The sequence below is a fragment of the Ciceribacter lividus genome (assembly GCF_003337715.1).
GTDB lineage: Bacteria > Pseudomonadota > Alphaproteobacteria > Rhizobiales > Rhizobiaceae > Allorhizobium > Allorhizobium lividum.
Genome location: NZ_QPIX01000011.1, coordinates 11,952 through 27,562, shown reverse-complemented (window position 1 = coordinate 27,562; position 15,611 = coordinate 11,952). Strand labels below are relative to the sequence as shown.

The following is a 15,611-nucleotide window of genomic DNA, read 5'->3' as shown; positions in this document are numbered from 1 at the left end:
AACACCGCCACGGCGCCCCGCATTGCTCTATCTGCCGTTCAGGCGGCACCCTTCATGAGGTTGCGGTGAAGGGCGCGACCGTTGCTGTCGAACCGGTGCAACTCGGTCTCCTGCGGCGATACCGCGACGGTCTCGCCCGGTTTCGGGGTGAGGGTGCCCTCCTGCCGCACGACCAGCGGCTCGGCGGCGCCAATGTCGACATAGACATAGCTGTCGGAACCGAGCATCTCCGAATGGACGACCGATCCCCGCCAGCGGCCCTCTTCGCCGAGGGACAGGTGCTCCGCGCGGATGCCGATCGTGTGGACGCCGAAGTCCTCCGAAAGAGGCCCCGAAAGGAAGTTCATCTTCGGCGAGCCGATGAAGCCGGCGACGAAGAGCGAATTCGGTCTCTCGTAGAGTTCGAGCGGCGTGCCGATCTGTTCGACCACGCCGTCGCGCAGCACGCAGATGCGGTCGGCGAGCGTCATCGCTTCCACCTGGTCGTGGGTGACGTAGATCATCGTCGTGCCGTGCATACTACGATGGAGCTTGGCGATTTCGAGGCGGGTTGCGACCCGCAACGCCGCATCGAGATTGGAGAGCGGCTCGTCGAACAGGAAGACGCGGGGATCGCGCACGATCGCCCGGCCGATCGCCACTCGCTGGCGCTGACCGCCGGAAAGCTGGCGTGGCAGCCGCTCGAGATAGGGCGTCAGCTGCAGCATCTCGGCGGCGTCGCGCACCCTCCGGTCCCGCTCGGCCTTGTCCTGGCCGGCGAGCTTCATGCCGAATGCCATGTTGTCGAACACGGTCATGTGCGGATAGAGCGCGTAGGACTGGAAGACCATGGCGATGCCGCGTCTGGCCGGCGGCAGGCGGTTCATCTCCTCGCCGTCGAAGGCGAGTGTGCCCGAGCTGATATCCTCGAGCCCGGCGATCAGGCGCAGCAGGGTGGACTTGCCGCAGCCAGAGGGGCCGACGAAGACCATGAATTCGCCGGAGCGGACCTCCAGGTCGACACCTTTGATGACTTCGAGCGCGCCGAAGGACTTGCGGACATCGGCAAGCTGGATGTGGGCCATGGGTTCTCCTCCTATCCCTTGACGCCGCCGGCGGTGAGGCCGGATATGATCCGCCGCTGGAAGATCAGCACGAGAACGACCAGCGGCAGGGTGACGATGACCGAGGCGGCCATGATGCTGCCCCAGGGAATTTCGAACTGGCTGTCGCCCGACAGCATCGCGATGGCGACCGGGACGGTGCGCTGGCTGTCGGACGAGGTGAAGGTCAAAGCGAACAGGAATTCGTTCCAGGCCGCGATGAAGGCGAGAAGGCCGGTGGTAACAAGGGCCGGCCACATCAGCGGCATGAAGACCTGCGTGACGATCACCCATGACGAGGCGCCGTCGACGATCGCAGCCTCCTCGATCTCGATCGGCAGTTCCCGCATGAAGGTGGTGAGCACCCAGACCGTGAAGGGCAGGGTGAAGATCATGTAGGAGAAGATGAGCGCGATCGGCGTGTTGAACACCCCGAACCAGCGGACGAGCTCGAAGAGACCGGCGAGTACGGCGATCTGCGGGAACATCGAAACGCCGAGGATGGTCAGCAGAAGCAGGCCGCGCCCACGGAACCGCACCCTCGCAAGCGCGTAGGCCGCGGTGATGGCGAGCAGCAGCGAGATCATCACCACCAGTGTCGAGAGCAGCAGCGAATTGCCGAGATTGCGCAGGAAGCTGCCGCGCGACAGCACGGCGACATAGTTGGACAACGTGATGGATCGCGGCCAGTAGCTGACGTCGAAGAGGGAACTGCCGGGTTTGAGGCTGGTGATGACGGCATAGTAGAACGGAAAGACCGAGACCACGACGATGATCGCGACGAGGGCATAGAAGGCGGATTGCCGGACGATGGTGGGCATCAGCGTTCACCTCCCGACAGATTGACGCGACCGAAACGGATGTAGAGCACGGTGATCGTCGCGATGATCAGGAAGAGCATGGTCGAGGCGGCCGCGCCGTAGGCGAACTTGTCGAACTCGAAGAGGTTCTCGCGCGCCATGACCGACATGGTCTTGGTGCGGGCGTTGTTCGGCGTCAGCACGTAGATGAGGTCGAAGATCCGCATCGCGTCGAGCATGCGGAAGATGACGGCGACCATCAGCGCGGGGCGGATGAGCGGTAGCGTGATGCGCCAGAACACCTTGACCGGATGAACGCCGTCGATCTTCGCGGCCTCGTAGATGTCCTGCGGCACCATCTGCAGGCCGGCGAGAATGAGGAGCGCCATGAACGGCGTCGTCTTCCAGACGTCGACGATCAGCACGGCGACCATGGCCGTCTGCGGATCGGCGGTCCAGGCGATCTTCTGGCTGATCAGGCCGAGGCTCAGGAAGATCTCGTTGAGAATGCCGAACTGGTCGTTGAGCATCCAGGCCCACATCTTCGCCGAGACGATCGTCGGGATGGCCCAGGGAATGAGGATGGCCGCGCGGACGATCCCGCGTCCGGGAAAGCGCGCGTTGAGGACGAGGGCGACGACGAGGCCGAGCATCGTTTCGACGGTGACGGAGATCAGCGTGAAGCGCAACGTGTTCCAGACCGCGCCCCACCATGCGGGATCGACGAGCAGTCCGCGATAGATGGTGCGACCGCTCTTCAGGGTGGTCCAGCTCAGGTAATTGTCGAAGCCGACGAATTCCGCCGCGCCGAGATTGGTCAGGGTGGCATTGGTGAAGCTGAAGGAAATGGTCCGGATCAGCGGCCAGCCAGCGACGAGGGCAAGCACCAGAAGCGTCGGCGCAAGAAAGGTCCATGCGGAACGGATGCGCTGGGCGCTGAGATCGGAACCGGCGGCAGCCCTGGCGGGTCGATGCAGCGCGGGGCGGTCGAGCGTGAGATTGGTCATGAGCGATCCTCGGGAACAGCCAAAGTCAGGCTGGGCGGCGGGGACGGCCGCCCAGCCCGCGGATCACCAGGAACTGCCCTTCAGTTCCGTCAGTTCGACCTCGAGCAATTCGAGATTTTCGGCCGCCGAGCCCGATCCCGACAACGTGTTGTGGACCGCGCTCCAGAACCGCGAGGAGACTTCGTTGTACTTCATCTTGGTGGCCGCCGACGGCCGCGGCACGGCATCCTGGAAGATCGGCTTCCAGTTCGGCATGAAGGGCTGGGCCGCCGCGATGTCCGGGTCGTCGTAAAGGGCCTTCAAGGTCGGAAGAAACGAATTCTCGACCGCGCGGCGCTTCTGCACCTCCGCCGAGGTCAGGAACTTGACGAGCGCAATCGCCGCCTCCTGTTCGTGGGAATATTTCGAGACGGCGAGGTTCCAGCCGCCGAGGGTGGAGGAGGGCTTGTCACCGACGGCTGCCACCGGCAGCGGGGCAACGTCGAACTTGCCCTTCACCGCGCTGTCGTCGCCGTTGCCGAGGGCGTAGGCGTAGGGCCAGTTGCGCATGAAGACCGCATTGCCGGTCTGCCAGACGCCACGGGCCTCCTCCTCCTGGTAGGAGAGGACGCCGGGCGGCGAAATGGTGCCGATCCACGATTTCGCCTGTTCGAGTGCGGCCGCCGCCCTCTCGTTGTTGACGGAAATCGTGCCGTCCGGCTCGACGATCTGGCCGCCGCCGGAGGACTTGATCCATTCGAGCGCATCGCAGGTGAGGCCTTCATAGGCATTCGCCTGGAAGACGAAGCCCCACATGTCCTTCCGGCCCGCCGCGCGTTCCTTGTCCTGGATTTCCTTCGCGGTGGCGGCGAGTTCCTCCCAGGTCTTCGGAACGGCCTTCCCGTATTTCTCCAGAAGGTCCTTGCGGTAGTAGAGCGCCGGCGCGTCGGTAAACATCGGCATGGCGACGAGCCGGCCATCGACGGTCTGCGAGGCGATGATCGACGGGAAGAACTGGTCGACAATGTCGCTCGCCGCCGGCTTGAGGTCGATGAACTGGTCAGCGAGCTGTGGCGCCCAGACGACGTCGGTCTGGTAGACGTCGACGTCGGAGTTGCCGGCGGCGAGCCACAGGCGGAACTGCGCGAACTGTTCCGAACTCGAGGGCGGCATGGTCACCAGCGTGACCTTGTGGCCGGTCTGCTGCTCGAACTCCCCGAAGAGCTTCTGCAGGAAATCGAGATTCTTGCCGGTGGAATGGGCCGCAACCGTGACGTCGGCGGCCTGCGCGGCACCGCATAGCGCCATGGCTGCAACCACGGCGGCACTCAACAGCTTCTTCATGCGTTTCTCCTCCCAGAAAAACCAGATGCCAAGGCTGTATCTCAGCAAAATTGAAAGCGCTTTGGTCTCGCGACTGTGGCAAAAAACATGACTGGAGTCAAATGAGGGAAGCGCTGTTGCTGCATCGGAGTGTCAAACAATTGATTTTAGGCGGATTTACTCGCTCAGAGAAGTATGGCGTCGTCCATGGGCGATGCGATGCAAAAGTCCATCCCCTTCTATTTGTATGGGTTTTTGTAACCGCTTTCGATTCCTTGCTGCCGCCATCTTGCATGGGGCCGCGGGAGCGTGGGATAAGCCCTTTCACGGACGCCGATGCGAGCGGCGCCGACCCGATATCTCCGGAGGAACCCGCCGCGGAATGAAGCTCAAGGAATTTGCCGAACACATAGGGCTTTCGCCGACCACCGTCAGCCGGGCGCTCGGCGGCTATCCGGAGGTGAACGAGGAAACCCGCGCCCGCGTCGTCGAGGAGGCGGCCCGGCTCGGCTACCGCCCCAACATCAACGCCGTCAGGCTTGCCACGGGCAGGGTTGGCGCGATCGGCGTCGTCATGAGCAAGACAGGCGAATACCAGTTCACCGAATTCATGAGCGGGATCGCGGAACGGCTGAGCGACGAGGATATCGACATCCTGGTGACGCCGATGGCCGAACAGGACCTGCAGAGCGAGCTGCAGGTCTTCCGGCGGCTGGCGGAAAGCCGGCGTGTCGACGCGGTGATCGTCCACGCGCCGCGGCCAAAGGACGAGCGCATCGCCCTGCTGCACAAGATGCAGATGCCCTTCATCGTGCATGGCCGGTCGGAAACGACCGTGCCGCACGCCTGGCTCGACATCGACAACGAGGGGGCCGTGCGCCGGGCGACCGAGCACCTGCTCGACCTCGGGCACCGGCGGATCGCCATGATCAACGGTCGCGAGGGCCTTACCTTCACGATCCACCGTGACGCCGGCTACCGAAAGGCGCTCGAGGCGCGGGGGATCGCCTTCGATCCCAAGCTCGTGTCGCACGGCATCTTCACCGACGAAGTCGGCTTCCGCTTCGCCCGCTCCGCGCTCGAGCAGACGCCGCGCCCGACCGCCTTCGTCGCCGGCTCGATGATGACGGCGCTCGGCGTCTATCGTGCCGCACGCTCGCTGAACCTGAGGGTCGGCGAGGACATCTCCGTCATCGCCCACGACGACGTCTTTCCCTATCTCACCGCCGACAACATGGCGCCGTCGCTCTCGACCACCCGCTCATCGATCCGGGCGGCGGGCACGCGGGTCGCCGATCTCCTGCTTCAGATGCTCGGCGGGCGGGAGGCGACCGACATCCACGAACTCTGGCCGGTCGAGCTCATCCTGCGGGAATCGACAAGACCGAGGAACGCCTGATGGACATCGTCGTCGTCGGCAACGTGAACCACGACCACATCTGGCGGATCACTGAGCCGTTGCGCCCCGGCGGGCGGATTTCCTTCAGCGACCGCAGCCTGCGCCTCGGGGGCGGCGGCTATTATACCGGACGGCGGCTGATCGAGTTCGGGCACCGGGTGACGCTGGTCGCCTCGCTTGCGCGTGACGCGCACGGCCTCGATGCGCTGCGGGAGCTCGCGGCACTCGGCTTCGTCACCGATCACGTGACGTTGACGGAAGGCAGGACCGAGTTCGCCGAAATCCTCCTCGATCCGGCGGGCGAGCGCACGATCCTCGGAAGCGTCCACAAGGCGGCGCGGACCGTCGAGCTCTCCGAACCGCTCCCGGGGGATGCCTTCTACGTCAACGGGACGCAATTGCCGGACACCCTGATCACCGCGCTTAGGCAGGCGCCGCTCGTCGTGTCGCAGTTTCCGCTGCGCTCAGTGACGCCGCGTCCTGCGGACGTCATGGTCGGCTCGATCGCGGACTTCCCGGGCGAGCGCCTCGACGCGATCTGGGAGCGGGCGCGGGGAATTGCCGGCGAACGGCTGAACAATCTGCTGCTGACCGACGGCCCGAACAGCATCACCATTCACGACGGGCGGCAGACGACCGAAGTCCGCCTGACCGACGCGGTGACGACGGCCGATACCATCGGCGCCGGCGACAGCTTCAGCGGCGCGCTCCTGCACTATCTGCTGCTGGGCCACACGATAGGGCAGGCGGCGTCCGAGGCGGGCCGCGCGACTGCCGACTGGTTGCGGCGGCGTGACGCAGAGCGTGTCAAAATGCCCGAAATGCCGGCCTTCGAGTCCTGACGGGCCACCCGACGTCTTTTGCCGGAGCGCTTGCGTTTGATCGCGGTCAAAGCGACGACTCGTCTTTGCCTCCACGACAGTCCTCGCGAACCGGAGGACAAGATGAGCATCTACGATCTCTACTGGACGAAGCCCGTCGAAATCAGAATGCAATGCGGGCTGAAACGAAGCTTCCGTCACCCCTACGACGCTCTCGACTTCCTCGAATCCGAATGGCCGACACGGCATGGCGTTGCCTATCGCCGCGCCGTGCTCTGGTGCGGCCAATCGCTCGAAACGGAGCAACTGGCGGGCCTCGCGCGCTGTTCCTTCATGACCGCGGCCCGTGAGGCCGGAATGCTGGTTCCCGGCAAGCCCGAGCGGCGGTGCGGCACGGTCGCAGCACCGCATCACTGGTGACGTTCGACGCTTCCGGTGCGGGAGGGTGGATGCAGTCAGGATTGTGCGCACACTGATCAGGAGCAGGTACGGCGGCTTGCCAGCAGCATGAAGTCAATTGCAGCATATATTAGCTAATGCTTTCGGGTGACTTCTGCGACCACCGCGAAAGGTGTAGACTTCTCGTTTGCTGCAAAAACCTGCCAACCGGCGTGGGAGCGTGTTGCGCGTCCCGTCGAGCACGATCGACGAACCAGCGTCCGATCCGATCCCATTGGATCTCAAGGACACCTATGGCCAGTTCAACGCCATACACCATACCGGCAGGGGAGCGGTCCGCCAGAACATGTAAATCAAGAAAGGGAGGCGACAATGACCGAGACAAAATGGGCCATCAAAGGCCGCGAATTCATCCACTGCAACTGTGATTACGGGTGTCCGTGCCAGTTCAATTCTCGTCCCACCAAAGGCGGCTGTGACGCTGTCGGCTTTGTCGATATCGAAGAGGGATATCACGGGAATACGAAGCTCGGCGGACTGAGGATCGGCATCATTGCCTCGTGGCCCGGCGCCATTCACGAGGGAAGGGGGCAGGTCGTGCCCATCGTCGACGAGCGCGCATCGCCCGAGCAGCGAGAAGCGCTTTTGCGCATCATGAGCGGTCTGGACACCGAGCCCGGCGCCACCTTTTTCCAGGTCTTTTCGGCGACTTTTGAAAAGGTCCACGAACCTGTTTTCGCGAAGATCGATTTCGAGATCGACGTCGACGGTCGCACCGCGAGAGTGGCCGTTCCGGGCTGGGTCGAGGCGCGCGGAGAACCGATCCGCAACCCTGTCACCGGTGACGCGCATCGTGCGCGGATCAACCTGCCGCAGGGCTTCGAGTACGATGTGTGCGAGGTCGGGCGAGGCTGGGGCGAGACAAAGGGACCTGTGGCGCTTTCGCTGAATGACTCGCACGCGCACTTCTCGCGGTTGAACATGACCGAAAGCGGTGTCGTTCATTGAACACGACGACGGATACGCCGCTCGAGGCCGTGCTGCGGCGCGATGGACTGATCATCGCGACGTCCATCGCCGCCCTTACCGTGCTCGCATGGGCCTATATCCTGCGGCTTGCCGCGGGCATGACCATGGGCGGCATGGACATGATGGGCTATCGCATGATCTCGAACGGCTTCGAGATGGCGATGGCGCCCGCGCAGCAGGCGTGGACGGCCGGCGATTTCGCTTTGATGTTCGCCATGTGGACGGTGATGATGATCGGCATGATGACGCCGTCGGCGGCGCCGATGATCCTCATCTACGCACGCACGGGCAGGATGGCCGCCGCGTCTGCCAAGCCCTTTGCCGCAGCCGGCTGGTTCGTGACCGGATACCTGGCGGTGTGGAGCGGGTTTGCTCTCGCGGCAACGACGGCCCAATGGGCGCTCGAACGGCTGGCTCTGCTCAGTCCGGACATGGCGAGCACGAACAACGTTCTGGGCGGCGTGATCCTGGTCGCAGCCGGGCTTTACCAGTGGCTGCCGCTGAAGCACGCCTGCCTGTCGCAATGCCAGTCGCCCCTGCTGTTCATTCAGCGTTTCGGCGGATTTCGCCGCGGCGCGACCGGAGCCTTCAAGATGGGCGCCACGCACGGGGTCTATTGCCTCGGCTGCTGCTGGGCGCTGATGGCTCTCCTCTTCGTCGGCGGCGTGATGAATCTCGTGTGGATCGCGGCGCTCGCCGTCTTCGCCCTCGCGGAGAAGCTCATGCCGGCGGGGCGGCTGCTCTCGCGGGTGGCGGGGATCGGCCTGCTGGCGGCAGGTCTGCGCCTGCTCGTCATGTGAGCTGGCGATCCATTTCTCGTGTCCCTGGCTCTCAGCGCATGTGAGGCCGATTGCCTGCCATCGCCGGCGGCACGGCACTTCCGTGCCACCATCGCCCGAGCAAGTGGTCCAGCGAAACGACGCCCGGGCCGCGGATGACGATCACCAGCAGGCAGACCGCCCATGTTCCATGCGTCGGCCAGGCGCCGGGATAGACGAAGATCTGGATGACCGTCGTCATCGCGAGAAGCGCGAGTGCCGACAGACGACTGAGGAAGCCGACGACCAAGAGCAGGGGAAAGAAATGCTCCGCCGCCGCTGCAAGATGGGCGGCGAGCCAGGGGTCGATCAGCGGCAGCCGGTATTCGTTCTCGAAGAGGTAGACGGCGCTGTCGGTGACCATCCAGCCGTCGACCTTGGTCTGGCCCGATTGCCAGAAGACCGCAGCGATCGAGACCCTGGCGAGGAGGGCAAGGAAGGAGTGGGGGATCATCTCGGCGAGAGAGACCGCCCGCGCATGGAGCGCGACGGCAGATGCGACGAATGTCATGGCAATTCCTCCGGGGCCTCTATGGCCGTGAAAAGACCGGCTTCGAAGAGGCCGGCGAGATTGGCAGGAAGATCGAAATCAGCGCTTGCTTCCAGAGCCCGGACCGCCGCTTCGCCGAGCGGGGCGCCGTCGGCAAGGCTCTGCAGGAAGACGGCGCCGCCGGGCGGCAATCGCCGTACTTCGACGAGCATTTCCGGCCGGACGACGACAGCATCCTCGCCACGCCAGACGGTGATCGGCGCGGGTTCGGCCTCTCCCACGTTCATCGTCCAGATGGTGACGACCGGATGGGACGAGCGCAGGATCGCGAGCGACGGGTGAGGGCGGAAACGCAGTGACACCAGCCTTTCCGGCGGGACTGCTGCCAGTGTGGCCGGATCGAGAGGCTCGGCATCCGCCGCGTGATAGGCGCGGGAGCGGGCGATCTCCAGCCGCGCGACATCGGCGAGATAGGGCAGCGATGCCGCCGGTTCGAAATCTTCGATGAAGGCCGGCAAGTCGTCGCCGTAGGCGAGCAGAAGCGGGCTCAGGGGTGGATGAGCGGCGATGAACGCGCGCGCCATGGCGGCGAAGAAATCCGCGCCGACAAGCTTCTCCACGACCGGGAACCGGCCCTGCAGGGCCGCGGTCAATCCGACCATGACATTGTTGCGGTAGACGCCGAAGCGGCGGTCCGGCGCGCCGTTCCAGGCCGTCAGCCCGTCGGGAGCGGAGGGATCGGTCGAGACCAGCGCGGCCGAGAAGATGGCTTGTGACCTCATGGCAACCTCACGACGCTCTGGCGAGCGCGGCGTGATCGAGGATGCACCCCGCCGCTTCCGCTTCGGCGCGCAGGGTTGCCCAGTCCGGCACGTCGTTGTCCCATTCGATGAGGGTCGCGACGGGTCCGGTGCGGGCGATCGTCCGCGCGTAGAGGGCCCAGACCGGGTCATGGACCGGCGTGTCGTGGCTGTCGATCAACAGCGGGGCGCCATGGTCGTCGACGGTCGCGGAATGGCCGCTCAGATGAATCTCGCGCACATGGGCGAGCGGAAATCGGTCGAGGTAGTCCCGCGCATCGAGATTGTGGTTGGTTGCGGCGACGAAGACGTTGTTGATGTCGAGCAGGAGACCGCAACCCGTGCGGCGGACCACTTCGGCGAGGAACGCCGTCTCCTCGATCGTGCTCTCCTCGAACAGAAGATAGGTCGCCGGGTTTTCGAGCAGCATCTGGCGCCCGAGTGCTTCCTGTACCTGCGAGACGTGTTCGGCGACGGTCGCGAGCGTCGCGTCCGTGTAGGGGAGGGGAAGGAGATCGTTGTAGAAATTCTCGCCGTGGCTCGACCAGGCGAGATGTTCGGAGAAACTCTCCGGTTCGTAGCGGTCGCAGAGCGTCGTGAGCCGTGCGAGGTGATCGCGGTCGAGCGGCTGCGTTGCACCGATCGACAGGCCCACGCCGTGGATCGACAGGGCGTAATCGGCCCTGAGCTTGCCGAGGCGGGCATGCGGCGGCCCGCCGGCGCCCATGTAGTTCTCGGCATGGACCTCGAAGAAGCCCAGAGGCTGCCGGGCGGCGTCGATGTCGTGAAAGTGCTCCGGCTTGAAGCCGACGCCGGGGCGGGGCGGTAGTCGTGAGGCTCGCATCGGTCGGTCTCCTTTTGTAGCGACGGTACCCGTCCCTCGCCGGTGCCTTCGTGCATGACGGCGAGGGACAGGGAGGCTCGGCTCAGACGGGTGCAGGGCCCTGGGTCAGTGTGCCGTGACCACCGGGCGTGTTGATCGTCTCGCAGGTTCCGGCAGGCACCAGCTTCCAGGCATTCTGCTGGTAGTCGACCTTGGATGTTCCGGCACAGGTGGTGCCGGGGCCGGCGGCGCAGTCGTTCTGGCCCTTGAGGGCGACGCCGTAGCATTTCTCCTTCGCGTCGGCGGCGGCCGCGGCCGGTGCAGCGGACGCGGCAGCAATGGCGGCGGCGACGGAGGCTGCAAGAAGCGTGGGGGTAAGCAGATTCATATCGGGACTTCCTTGTCGTAGATTGTTGGAGACGTCGGGACGTTCATCAGGCCGGGGTGACGGAACCCATGCCGGCGGGCGTCTTGATCGTCGTGCAGGTGCCGGCCGGCACGAGCTTGAAGGATGCCTTGTCGTAGTCGATCGTCTGATGGCCGGCGCAGTCGTGCTTGCCGGCGGCGCAGTCGTTCTGGCCCTTGAGCGCAACGCCGTAGCACTTCTCCTTGGTTTCGGCGGCGGAGGCCGGTACGGCGATCGATGCGATGGCGGAGGCAATCGCGCCGGTCAGTGCAAGTGTTACGATAGACTTGTTCATGGATCTGTCTCCTTTGAGGGTGCTTGCCGAGGATCGGCTGCGAAAGGGACTACGGTGCGGTTCGTCGCATTGTTACAGGAGGGTGCCGTTTTTTTCGTGAGGGAGGAAATTTTCCGGCGAAGCACGGGAAGTTGACCGGGACGAGAGGAAATTTGACGAATTTTCTCTTCCGATCTGTAATAAAGGCGCGAGCCGCTGCGTAGGGGGAATGAGAAGGCTTGTCGACCAGAGCAAGAGAAGAGCAATGGGCCGAATGGATGCGGGCAGCGATCGCCGGCGACGGCCGCGCCTATCAGGCGTTCCTGACGGGCGTGACCCCGCATCTCAGGGCGCTGGCGCTCAACGGATGCGACCGGTTCGGCGCGCCGAAGGGCGAGGCGGAGGATGTGGTGCAGGAAGTGTTGCTCGCCGTGCACCTGAAGCGCGGCACATGGGATCCGGACCGGCCGATCGGTCCGTGGCTTTCGGCGATCGTCCGCAACAAGCTGATCGACGCCCTGAGGCGGCGGGGCAGGCGAACGAATGTGCCGATCGAGCACGTGGTGGACATTCTGACCGCAAACGAGACTGCCGACGCAACGACCGACCTCGGCGATGCGGAACGGCTGATTGCCAGGTTGCGGCCGCCCCAGGACGAAATCGTGCGCCTGTCGCTCCAGGGGAAGGATGCCCGCGAGATGGCAGGCCGGCTCGATATGTCGGAAGGGGCCGTGCGCGTCGCCCTCCACCGGGCGCTCAAGACGCTGGCGAAACTATACCGGAGTGGTGTCGATGAAGACGAGTGAACTCATCTCCCTGATCGCGGCGGACGCGCCGAGCGTCCGCCCGCTCGGTCGCGCCGTGTGGCTGGCGGTTGCCGCGGGGATCTGCGTTTCGCTTCTGCTGATGCTCGCCACGATCGGTCTCCGCGACGATATTGCAACCGCGATCGAGACCGCGCGGGTCGCCTTCAAGATCGGCATGACCTTGCTGCTCGCCGCCCTTTCGACGGTGCTCGTCTTCCGCGTCGGCCGGCCGGGCGCCTCGCTCGGCGTGCAGCTGTCGGCGTTGCTTCTGCCTCTCTTCCTGCTCGCAGGCGCCGTCGGCGCCGAGCTCTACATATCGCCGGCGAGCACCTGGGGCCGGAAACTGATCGGTGAGAACGCCGCCTTCTGCCTCTTCTTCATCCCGGTGCTTTCTGCCGCTCCGCTGGTCGGCCTGATGGCCGCACTCAAGCGGGGCGCGCCCGACAATCCGACCTTCGCGGGTGCTGCTGCGGGCCTCGCCTCAGGCTCGATCGCGGCGGCGATCTATGCCTGGCACTGCCCGGACGACAGCCCGCTCTTCGGCGCCACCTGGTACATGCTGGCAATCGCGATCGTCATCCTTGCAGGCGCGCTTCTCGGCCGGCGGCTTCTTCGCTGGTAGGTCTGTGACCGTACCGGCTACTTCGCGAGCGGGAAGCCGTCGGGGAGCGCTTCGAACACATCCTTCGATACAGGACGGCTGAACAGGTAACCTTGCGCCAGCCGGCAGTGGAAGTTCCTGAGGAGCTCAGCCTGCTCAGAGGTTTCGACGCCTTCGGCCACGACCTCGAGATAGAGACTGTGGGCGAGGGAGAGAATGGCTTTCAACAGGTTCATCGAACGCCCGTCGCTCGTCATGCGAGAGACGAACGAACGGTCGATCTTCAGGACGTCGATCGGGAACCGGGTGAGATAGCTGAGCGCCGAGTAGCCCGTACCGAAATCGTCGATGGCGATGGTGAACCCCATTTTCCTGAGTGCGGTCAGCGTTTCCAGAACGTGCTCATGCTCCTCCAGCAGCAGGCTTTCGGTGATCTCTAGTTCGATCCATTCCGCGCGGCAACGCGTCTCCTCGAGAACGCTTTCGGCCAGCGCCAGCAGCCCGCGGGTCTGGAATTGCCGCACTGACAGATTGACCGCCACCTTCTGGACCGGCCTGTCGGGTCCGTTCCATTCCGCCGCCGCGAAGCAGGCCTCGCGGAGCACCCACGCGCCGATGTCGACGATGAGGCCGGTGTCTTCCGCCACTGCCATGAACCGGTCCGGTGAGATCATGCCGAGGCGGGGATGGTTCCATCGCAACAGAGCCTCGGCGCCGGACCTCCGGCCGTTCTTCAGGCACACCTTCGGCTGATAGTGCAGGCACATCTCGCCTCTCCGCACGGCATGACGGAGATCCAGTTCCAGCATCAGGCGCTCGCGGGCGTGGGCGGTCAGGTCCTTCGTATAGAAACGGAAGGCGTTTCGGCCGTTGCCCTTCGCCGAATAGAGGGCGGTATCCGCATACTGCACCAGCTCGTCCGGTTCGGTGCCGTGGTCGGGCGACATCGCGATGCCGACGCTGCACGATACGAAGACTTCCTTCCCCTGCACGACGAAACGCTTGTCGCATTTGCGCAGGATGCGCTCGGCAATCTGTTCGAGATCGTCCCTGCAGCGGATATCCGGCACGAGGATGGCGAACTCGTCTCCTCCCAACCGGGCTACCGTGTCGGCGGCGCGCACACAGGAGGAGAGCCTTTGTGCCACCTCGTGCAGCAGGGCGTCGCCCGCGGGATGCCCCATGGTGTCATTGACCGCCTTGAAGCGGTCGAGATCGATCACCATCACACCGGCCATCTGCCCGGAGATCGCCGCATCCGAGATCATTCGGCGCAAGCGTTCGTTGAACAGTGCCCGATTGGGCAATCGCGTGAGCTGATCGTAATAGGCGATCTGCCGGATCTTCTGGCGGGAGGTGTGAAGCTCGCTGATGTCGCGGCCGACGGCGAGCACGCTCGTCACCTTGCCCTCCGTGTTGAATTCGGGGGTCAGTTTGACGAGATGGCAGAAACGGTTGCCCGCGTCGTCCTTCCAGACGGCCTCGAATTCCTGCTCGCCGCCGGTCGTCAGCACATCCGAAAGGAACCGTTCGAAGATTTCCCCGTTCTCGCGGACGAGCAGTTGCGAAGGCCGGAGACCAAGGAGGCCGTCCGCCTGATTTCGGAGCAAGGCGCCGGCCGCGGGATTGGCGTACCGGCAGCGCAGGTCGGGCCCGTAGCGCAGGATCGGGTCCGAAGAGTGTTCGACGAGCGTGCGGAATTCCTGCTCACGCTTGGCGAGCATCTCCTCGATACGCTTGCGTTCAGTAACATCGCGGGCAAGGCCGAGCACGCCAATCGCGGCTCCGACCGAGTCGAGGATCGGCACCTTGCGGGTCTCGATGAGCCTCTCCTCGCCGGTTTCTGGATAGGTCACCCACTCTTCATTTATGCACACCTTGCCGGCTTCGGTCGCCTCCCGATCCTTCTGCACGAAGGAAGCCGCGAGCTCCGGTTCGTAGAGATCGAAGTCACTCCTGCCGATGATTTCCGCCTCGGTCTTGCAGCTTCGTCGCTCGAAGGCGTGATTGCACATCTTGTACATCCCGGACTTGTCCTTCAGCCAGACCATATCGGGAATGGTGCGCAGTACGCTCAGGAGCCGGGCGTTTGTCTCATCCAGCTCCCGTGTGATCTTCCGGGTTTCAGTCAGGTCACGCATCATGCCGATCCAGAGAACGGTGCCGTCGGGCTGGCGTTGGGGGACAGCCTTGATTTCGAGCTGTCTCTCACCCTTGCCGGGATGCAGGATGCGTATTTCCGTGCTGCAGGGATCGAGGCTGCGGGCGGATGCCGTCAGGCAAGCCCGCATCACCGGCTGATCGTCCGGATGGCACCGGGCGAACAAGAGCTCGGCAACCCGCCCGACATCCTTCGGCAAGGGACCGATGGCGTCCGCGATCTTCTCGCTTGCGTAGACGCAGGAGAGCTCTCCGTCGTCCCCTATGCGGGCGGCGAAAAGGGCGGCCGACATCATATCGGCCAACGAGGCGAGCTGCTCCTGGAATGGAAGACCCGGACAGGATGCCGCGTCCAGCTCCAGCGTCCGCTCGCCCAGAAGGCGCGCGTAGTCGCCGAGGCATCTGGCGAGACTGCTGACGTCCCTGCACGTCGGCGGGGCGGCGGCTGTGTCGCACCCACAGGCATTCGCGGACATGGTTTGGCATTTGGTCATGACGCTTGCTCCCCCCGGCACCGGACCGTCAATTTCCGGCTATCGCCGTCAGTAATCTCGAAGAGATCGCGCCGGAGCCGCTCCTGCCGCTTCGGCCTTG

The 15,611-nt window shown here is 64.5% G+C and carries 17 protein-coding genes; 7 read left to right on the top strand and 10 right to left on the bottom strand.

Translation table 11 applies throughout. The annotated features are described in order from the left end of the window. Window positions 1–38: 38 nt before the first annotated feature. The 4 genes from DFR48_RS17950 to DFR48_RS17935 all read right to left on the bottom strand — a co-directional run bounded on the left by DFR48_RS17950 (window position 39) and on the right by DFR48_RS17935 (window position 4,212). The gene (locus DFR48_RS17950) at window positions 39–1,064 is read right to left on the bottom strand and encodes an ABC transporter ATP-binding protein (protein WP_114364596.1); all 1,026 of its coding nucleotides are present in this window, start codon (window positions 1,062–1,064) and stop codon (window positions 39–41) included. An 11-nt stretch (window positions 1,065–1,075) separates the two neighbouring features. Further along, window positions 1,076–1,903: a carbohydrate ABC transporter permease gene (locus DFR48_RS17945; RefSeq protein ID WP_210206011.1), complete on the bottom strand. Its 828-nt coding sequence runs from the start codon at window positions 1,901–1,903 to the stop codon at window positions 1,076–1,078. After that, window positions 1,903–2,889, bottom strand: a complete 987-nt coding sequence (locus tag DFR48_RS17940; protein WP_114364594.1) for a carbohydrate ABC transporter permease — start codon at window positions 2,887–2,889, stop codon at window positions 1,903–1,905. The genes DFR48_RS17945 and DFR48_RS17940 overlap by 1 nt, the downstream gene beginning before the upstream one ends. A gap of 63 nt (window positions 2,890–2,952) precedes the next feature. Continuing rightward, on the bottom strand, window positions 2,953–4,212 hold the full coding sequence (locus DFR48_RS17935; protein ID WP_114364593.1) for an ABC transporter substrate-binding protein: 1,260 nt from the start codon (window positions 4,210–4,212) through the stop codon (window positions 2,953–2,955). Window positions 4,213–4,573: 361 nt separating this feature from the next. On the opposite strand from DFR48_RS17935, the gene DFR48_RS17930 reads away from it, so the two are divergent. The 5 genes from DFR48_RS17930 (at window position 4,574) to DFR48_RS17910 (ending at window position 8,639) form a co-directional block, all read left to right on the top strand. Continuing rightward, a complete protein-coding gene (locus DFR48_RS17930) occupies window positions 4,574–5,590 on the top strand; it encodes a substrate-binding domain-containing protein (RefSeq protein ID WP_114364592.1) in 1,017 nt (338 codons plus the stop codon). Continuing rightward, window positions 5,590–6,432 carry a PfkB family carbohydrate kinase gene (locus DFR48_RS17925; RefSeq protein WP_114364591.1) on the top strand — a complete coding sequence of 281 codons (843 nt, stop codon included), beginning with the start codon at window positions 5,590–5,592 and terminating at the stop codon, window positions 6,430–6,432. Before DFR48_RS17930 ends, DFR48_RS17925 begins: the two co-directional genes overlap by 1 nt. Window positions 6,433–6,534: 102 nt before the next feature. Next, complete coding sequence (locus DFR48_RS17920; RefSeq protein WP_114364590.1) at window positions 6,535–6,831, top strand: DUF982 domain-containing protein; 297 nt, start codon at window positions 6,535–6,537, stop codon at window positions 6,829–6,831. Between the two features lie 351 nt (window positions 6,832–7,182). Beyond that, on the top strand, window positions 7,183–7,818 hold the full coding sequence (locus DFR48_RS17915) for a DUF1326 domain-containing protein (RefSeq protein ID WP_114364589.1): 636 nt from the start codon (window positions 7,183–7,185) through the stop codon (window positions 7,816–7,818). Beyond that, window positions 7,815–8,639, top strand: a complete 825-nt coding sequence (locus DFR48_RS17910; RefSeq protein WP_245415651.1) for a DUF2182 domain-containing protein — start codon at window positions 7,815–7,817, stop codon at window positions 8,637–8,639. Before DFR48_RS17915 ends, DFR48_RS17910 begins: the two co-directional genes overlap by 4 nt. A 31-nt stretch (window positions 8,640–8,670) precedes the next feature. Here DFR48_RS17910 and DFR48_RS17905 read toward each other — a convergent pair whose 3' ends face one another. The 5 genes from DFR48_RS17905 to DFR48_RS17885 form a co-directional block, all read right to left on the bottom strand. Continuing rightward, window positions 8,671–9,168 (bottom strand): DoxX family protein, encoded by a 498-nt coding sequence (locus DFR48_RS17905; RefSeq protein ID WP_114364588.1) that lies wholly within the window; start codon window positions 9,166–9,168, stop codon window positions 8,671–8,673. Then, window positions 9,165–9,929 (bottom strand): HvfC/BufC N-terminal domain-containing protein, encoded by a 765-nt coding sequence (locus DFR48_RS17900; RefSeq protein ID WP_114364587.1) that lies wholly within the window; start codon window positions 9,927–9,929, stop codon window positions 9,165–9,167. The genes DFR48_RS17905 and DFR48_RS17900 overlap by 4 nt, the downstream gene beginning before the upstream one ends. A 7-nt stretch (window positions 9,930–9,936) precedes the next feature. Continuing rightward, complete coding sequence (bufB, locus tag DFR48_RS17895) at window positions 9,937–10,791, bottom strand: MNIO family bufferin maturase (protein ID WP_114364586.1); 855 nt, start codon at window positions 10,789–10,791, stop codon at window positions 9,937–9,939. 82 nt (window positions 10,792–10,873) lie between these two features. Continuing rightward, a complete protein-coding gene (locus DFR48_RS17890) occupies window positions 10,874–11,158 on the bottom strand; it encodes a BufA1 family periplasmic bufferin-type metallophore (RefSeq protein WP_114364585.1) in 285 nt (94 codons plus the stop codon). Window positions 11,159–11,204: 46 nt separating this feature from the next. After that, on the bottom strand, window positions 11,205–11,471 hold the full coding sequence (locus DFR48_RS17885; RefSeq protein WP_114364584.1) for a BufA1 family periplasmic bufferin-type metallophore: 267 nt from the start codon (window positions 11,469–11,471) through the stop codon (window positions 11,205–11,207). Window positions 11,472–11,689: 218 nt separating this feature from the next. On the opposite strand from DFR48_RS17885, the gene DFR48_RS17880 reads away from it, so the two are divergent. After that, window positions 11,690–12,256, top strand: a complete 567-nt coding sequence (locus tag DFR48_RS17880) for a sigma-70 family RNA polymerase sigma factor (RefSeq protein WP_114364583.1) — start codon at window positions 11,690–11,692, stop codon at window positions 12,254–12,256. Continuing rightward, on the top strand, window positions 12,243–12,878 hold the full coding sequence (locus DFR48_RS17875; protein WP_114364582.1) for an NrsF family protein: 636 nt from the start codon (window positions 12,243–12,245) through the stop codon (window positions 12,876–12,878). Before DFR48_RS17880 ends, DFR48_RS17875 begins: the two co-directional genes overlap by 14 nt. 17 nt (window positions 12,879–12,895) lie before the next feature. Here DFR48_RS17875 and DFR48_RS17870 read toward each other — a convergent pair whose 3' ends face one another. Next, a complete protein-coding gene (locus tag DFR48_RS17870; protein ID WP_114364581.1) occupies window positions 12,896–15,511 on the bottom strand; it encodes a sensor domain-containing protein in 2,616 nt (871 codons plus the stop codon). Between the last annotated feature and the right edge of the window lie 100 nt (window positions 15,512–15,611).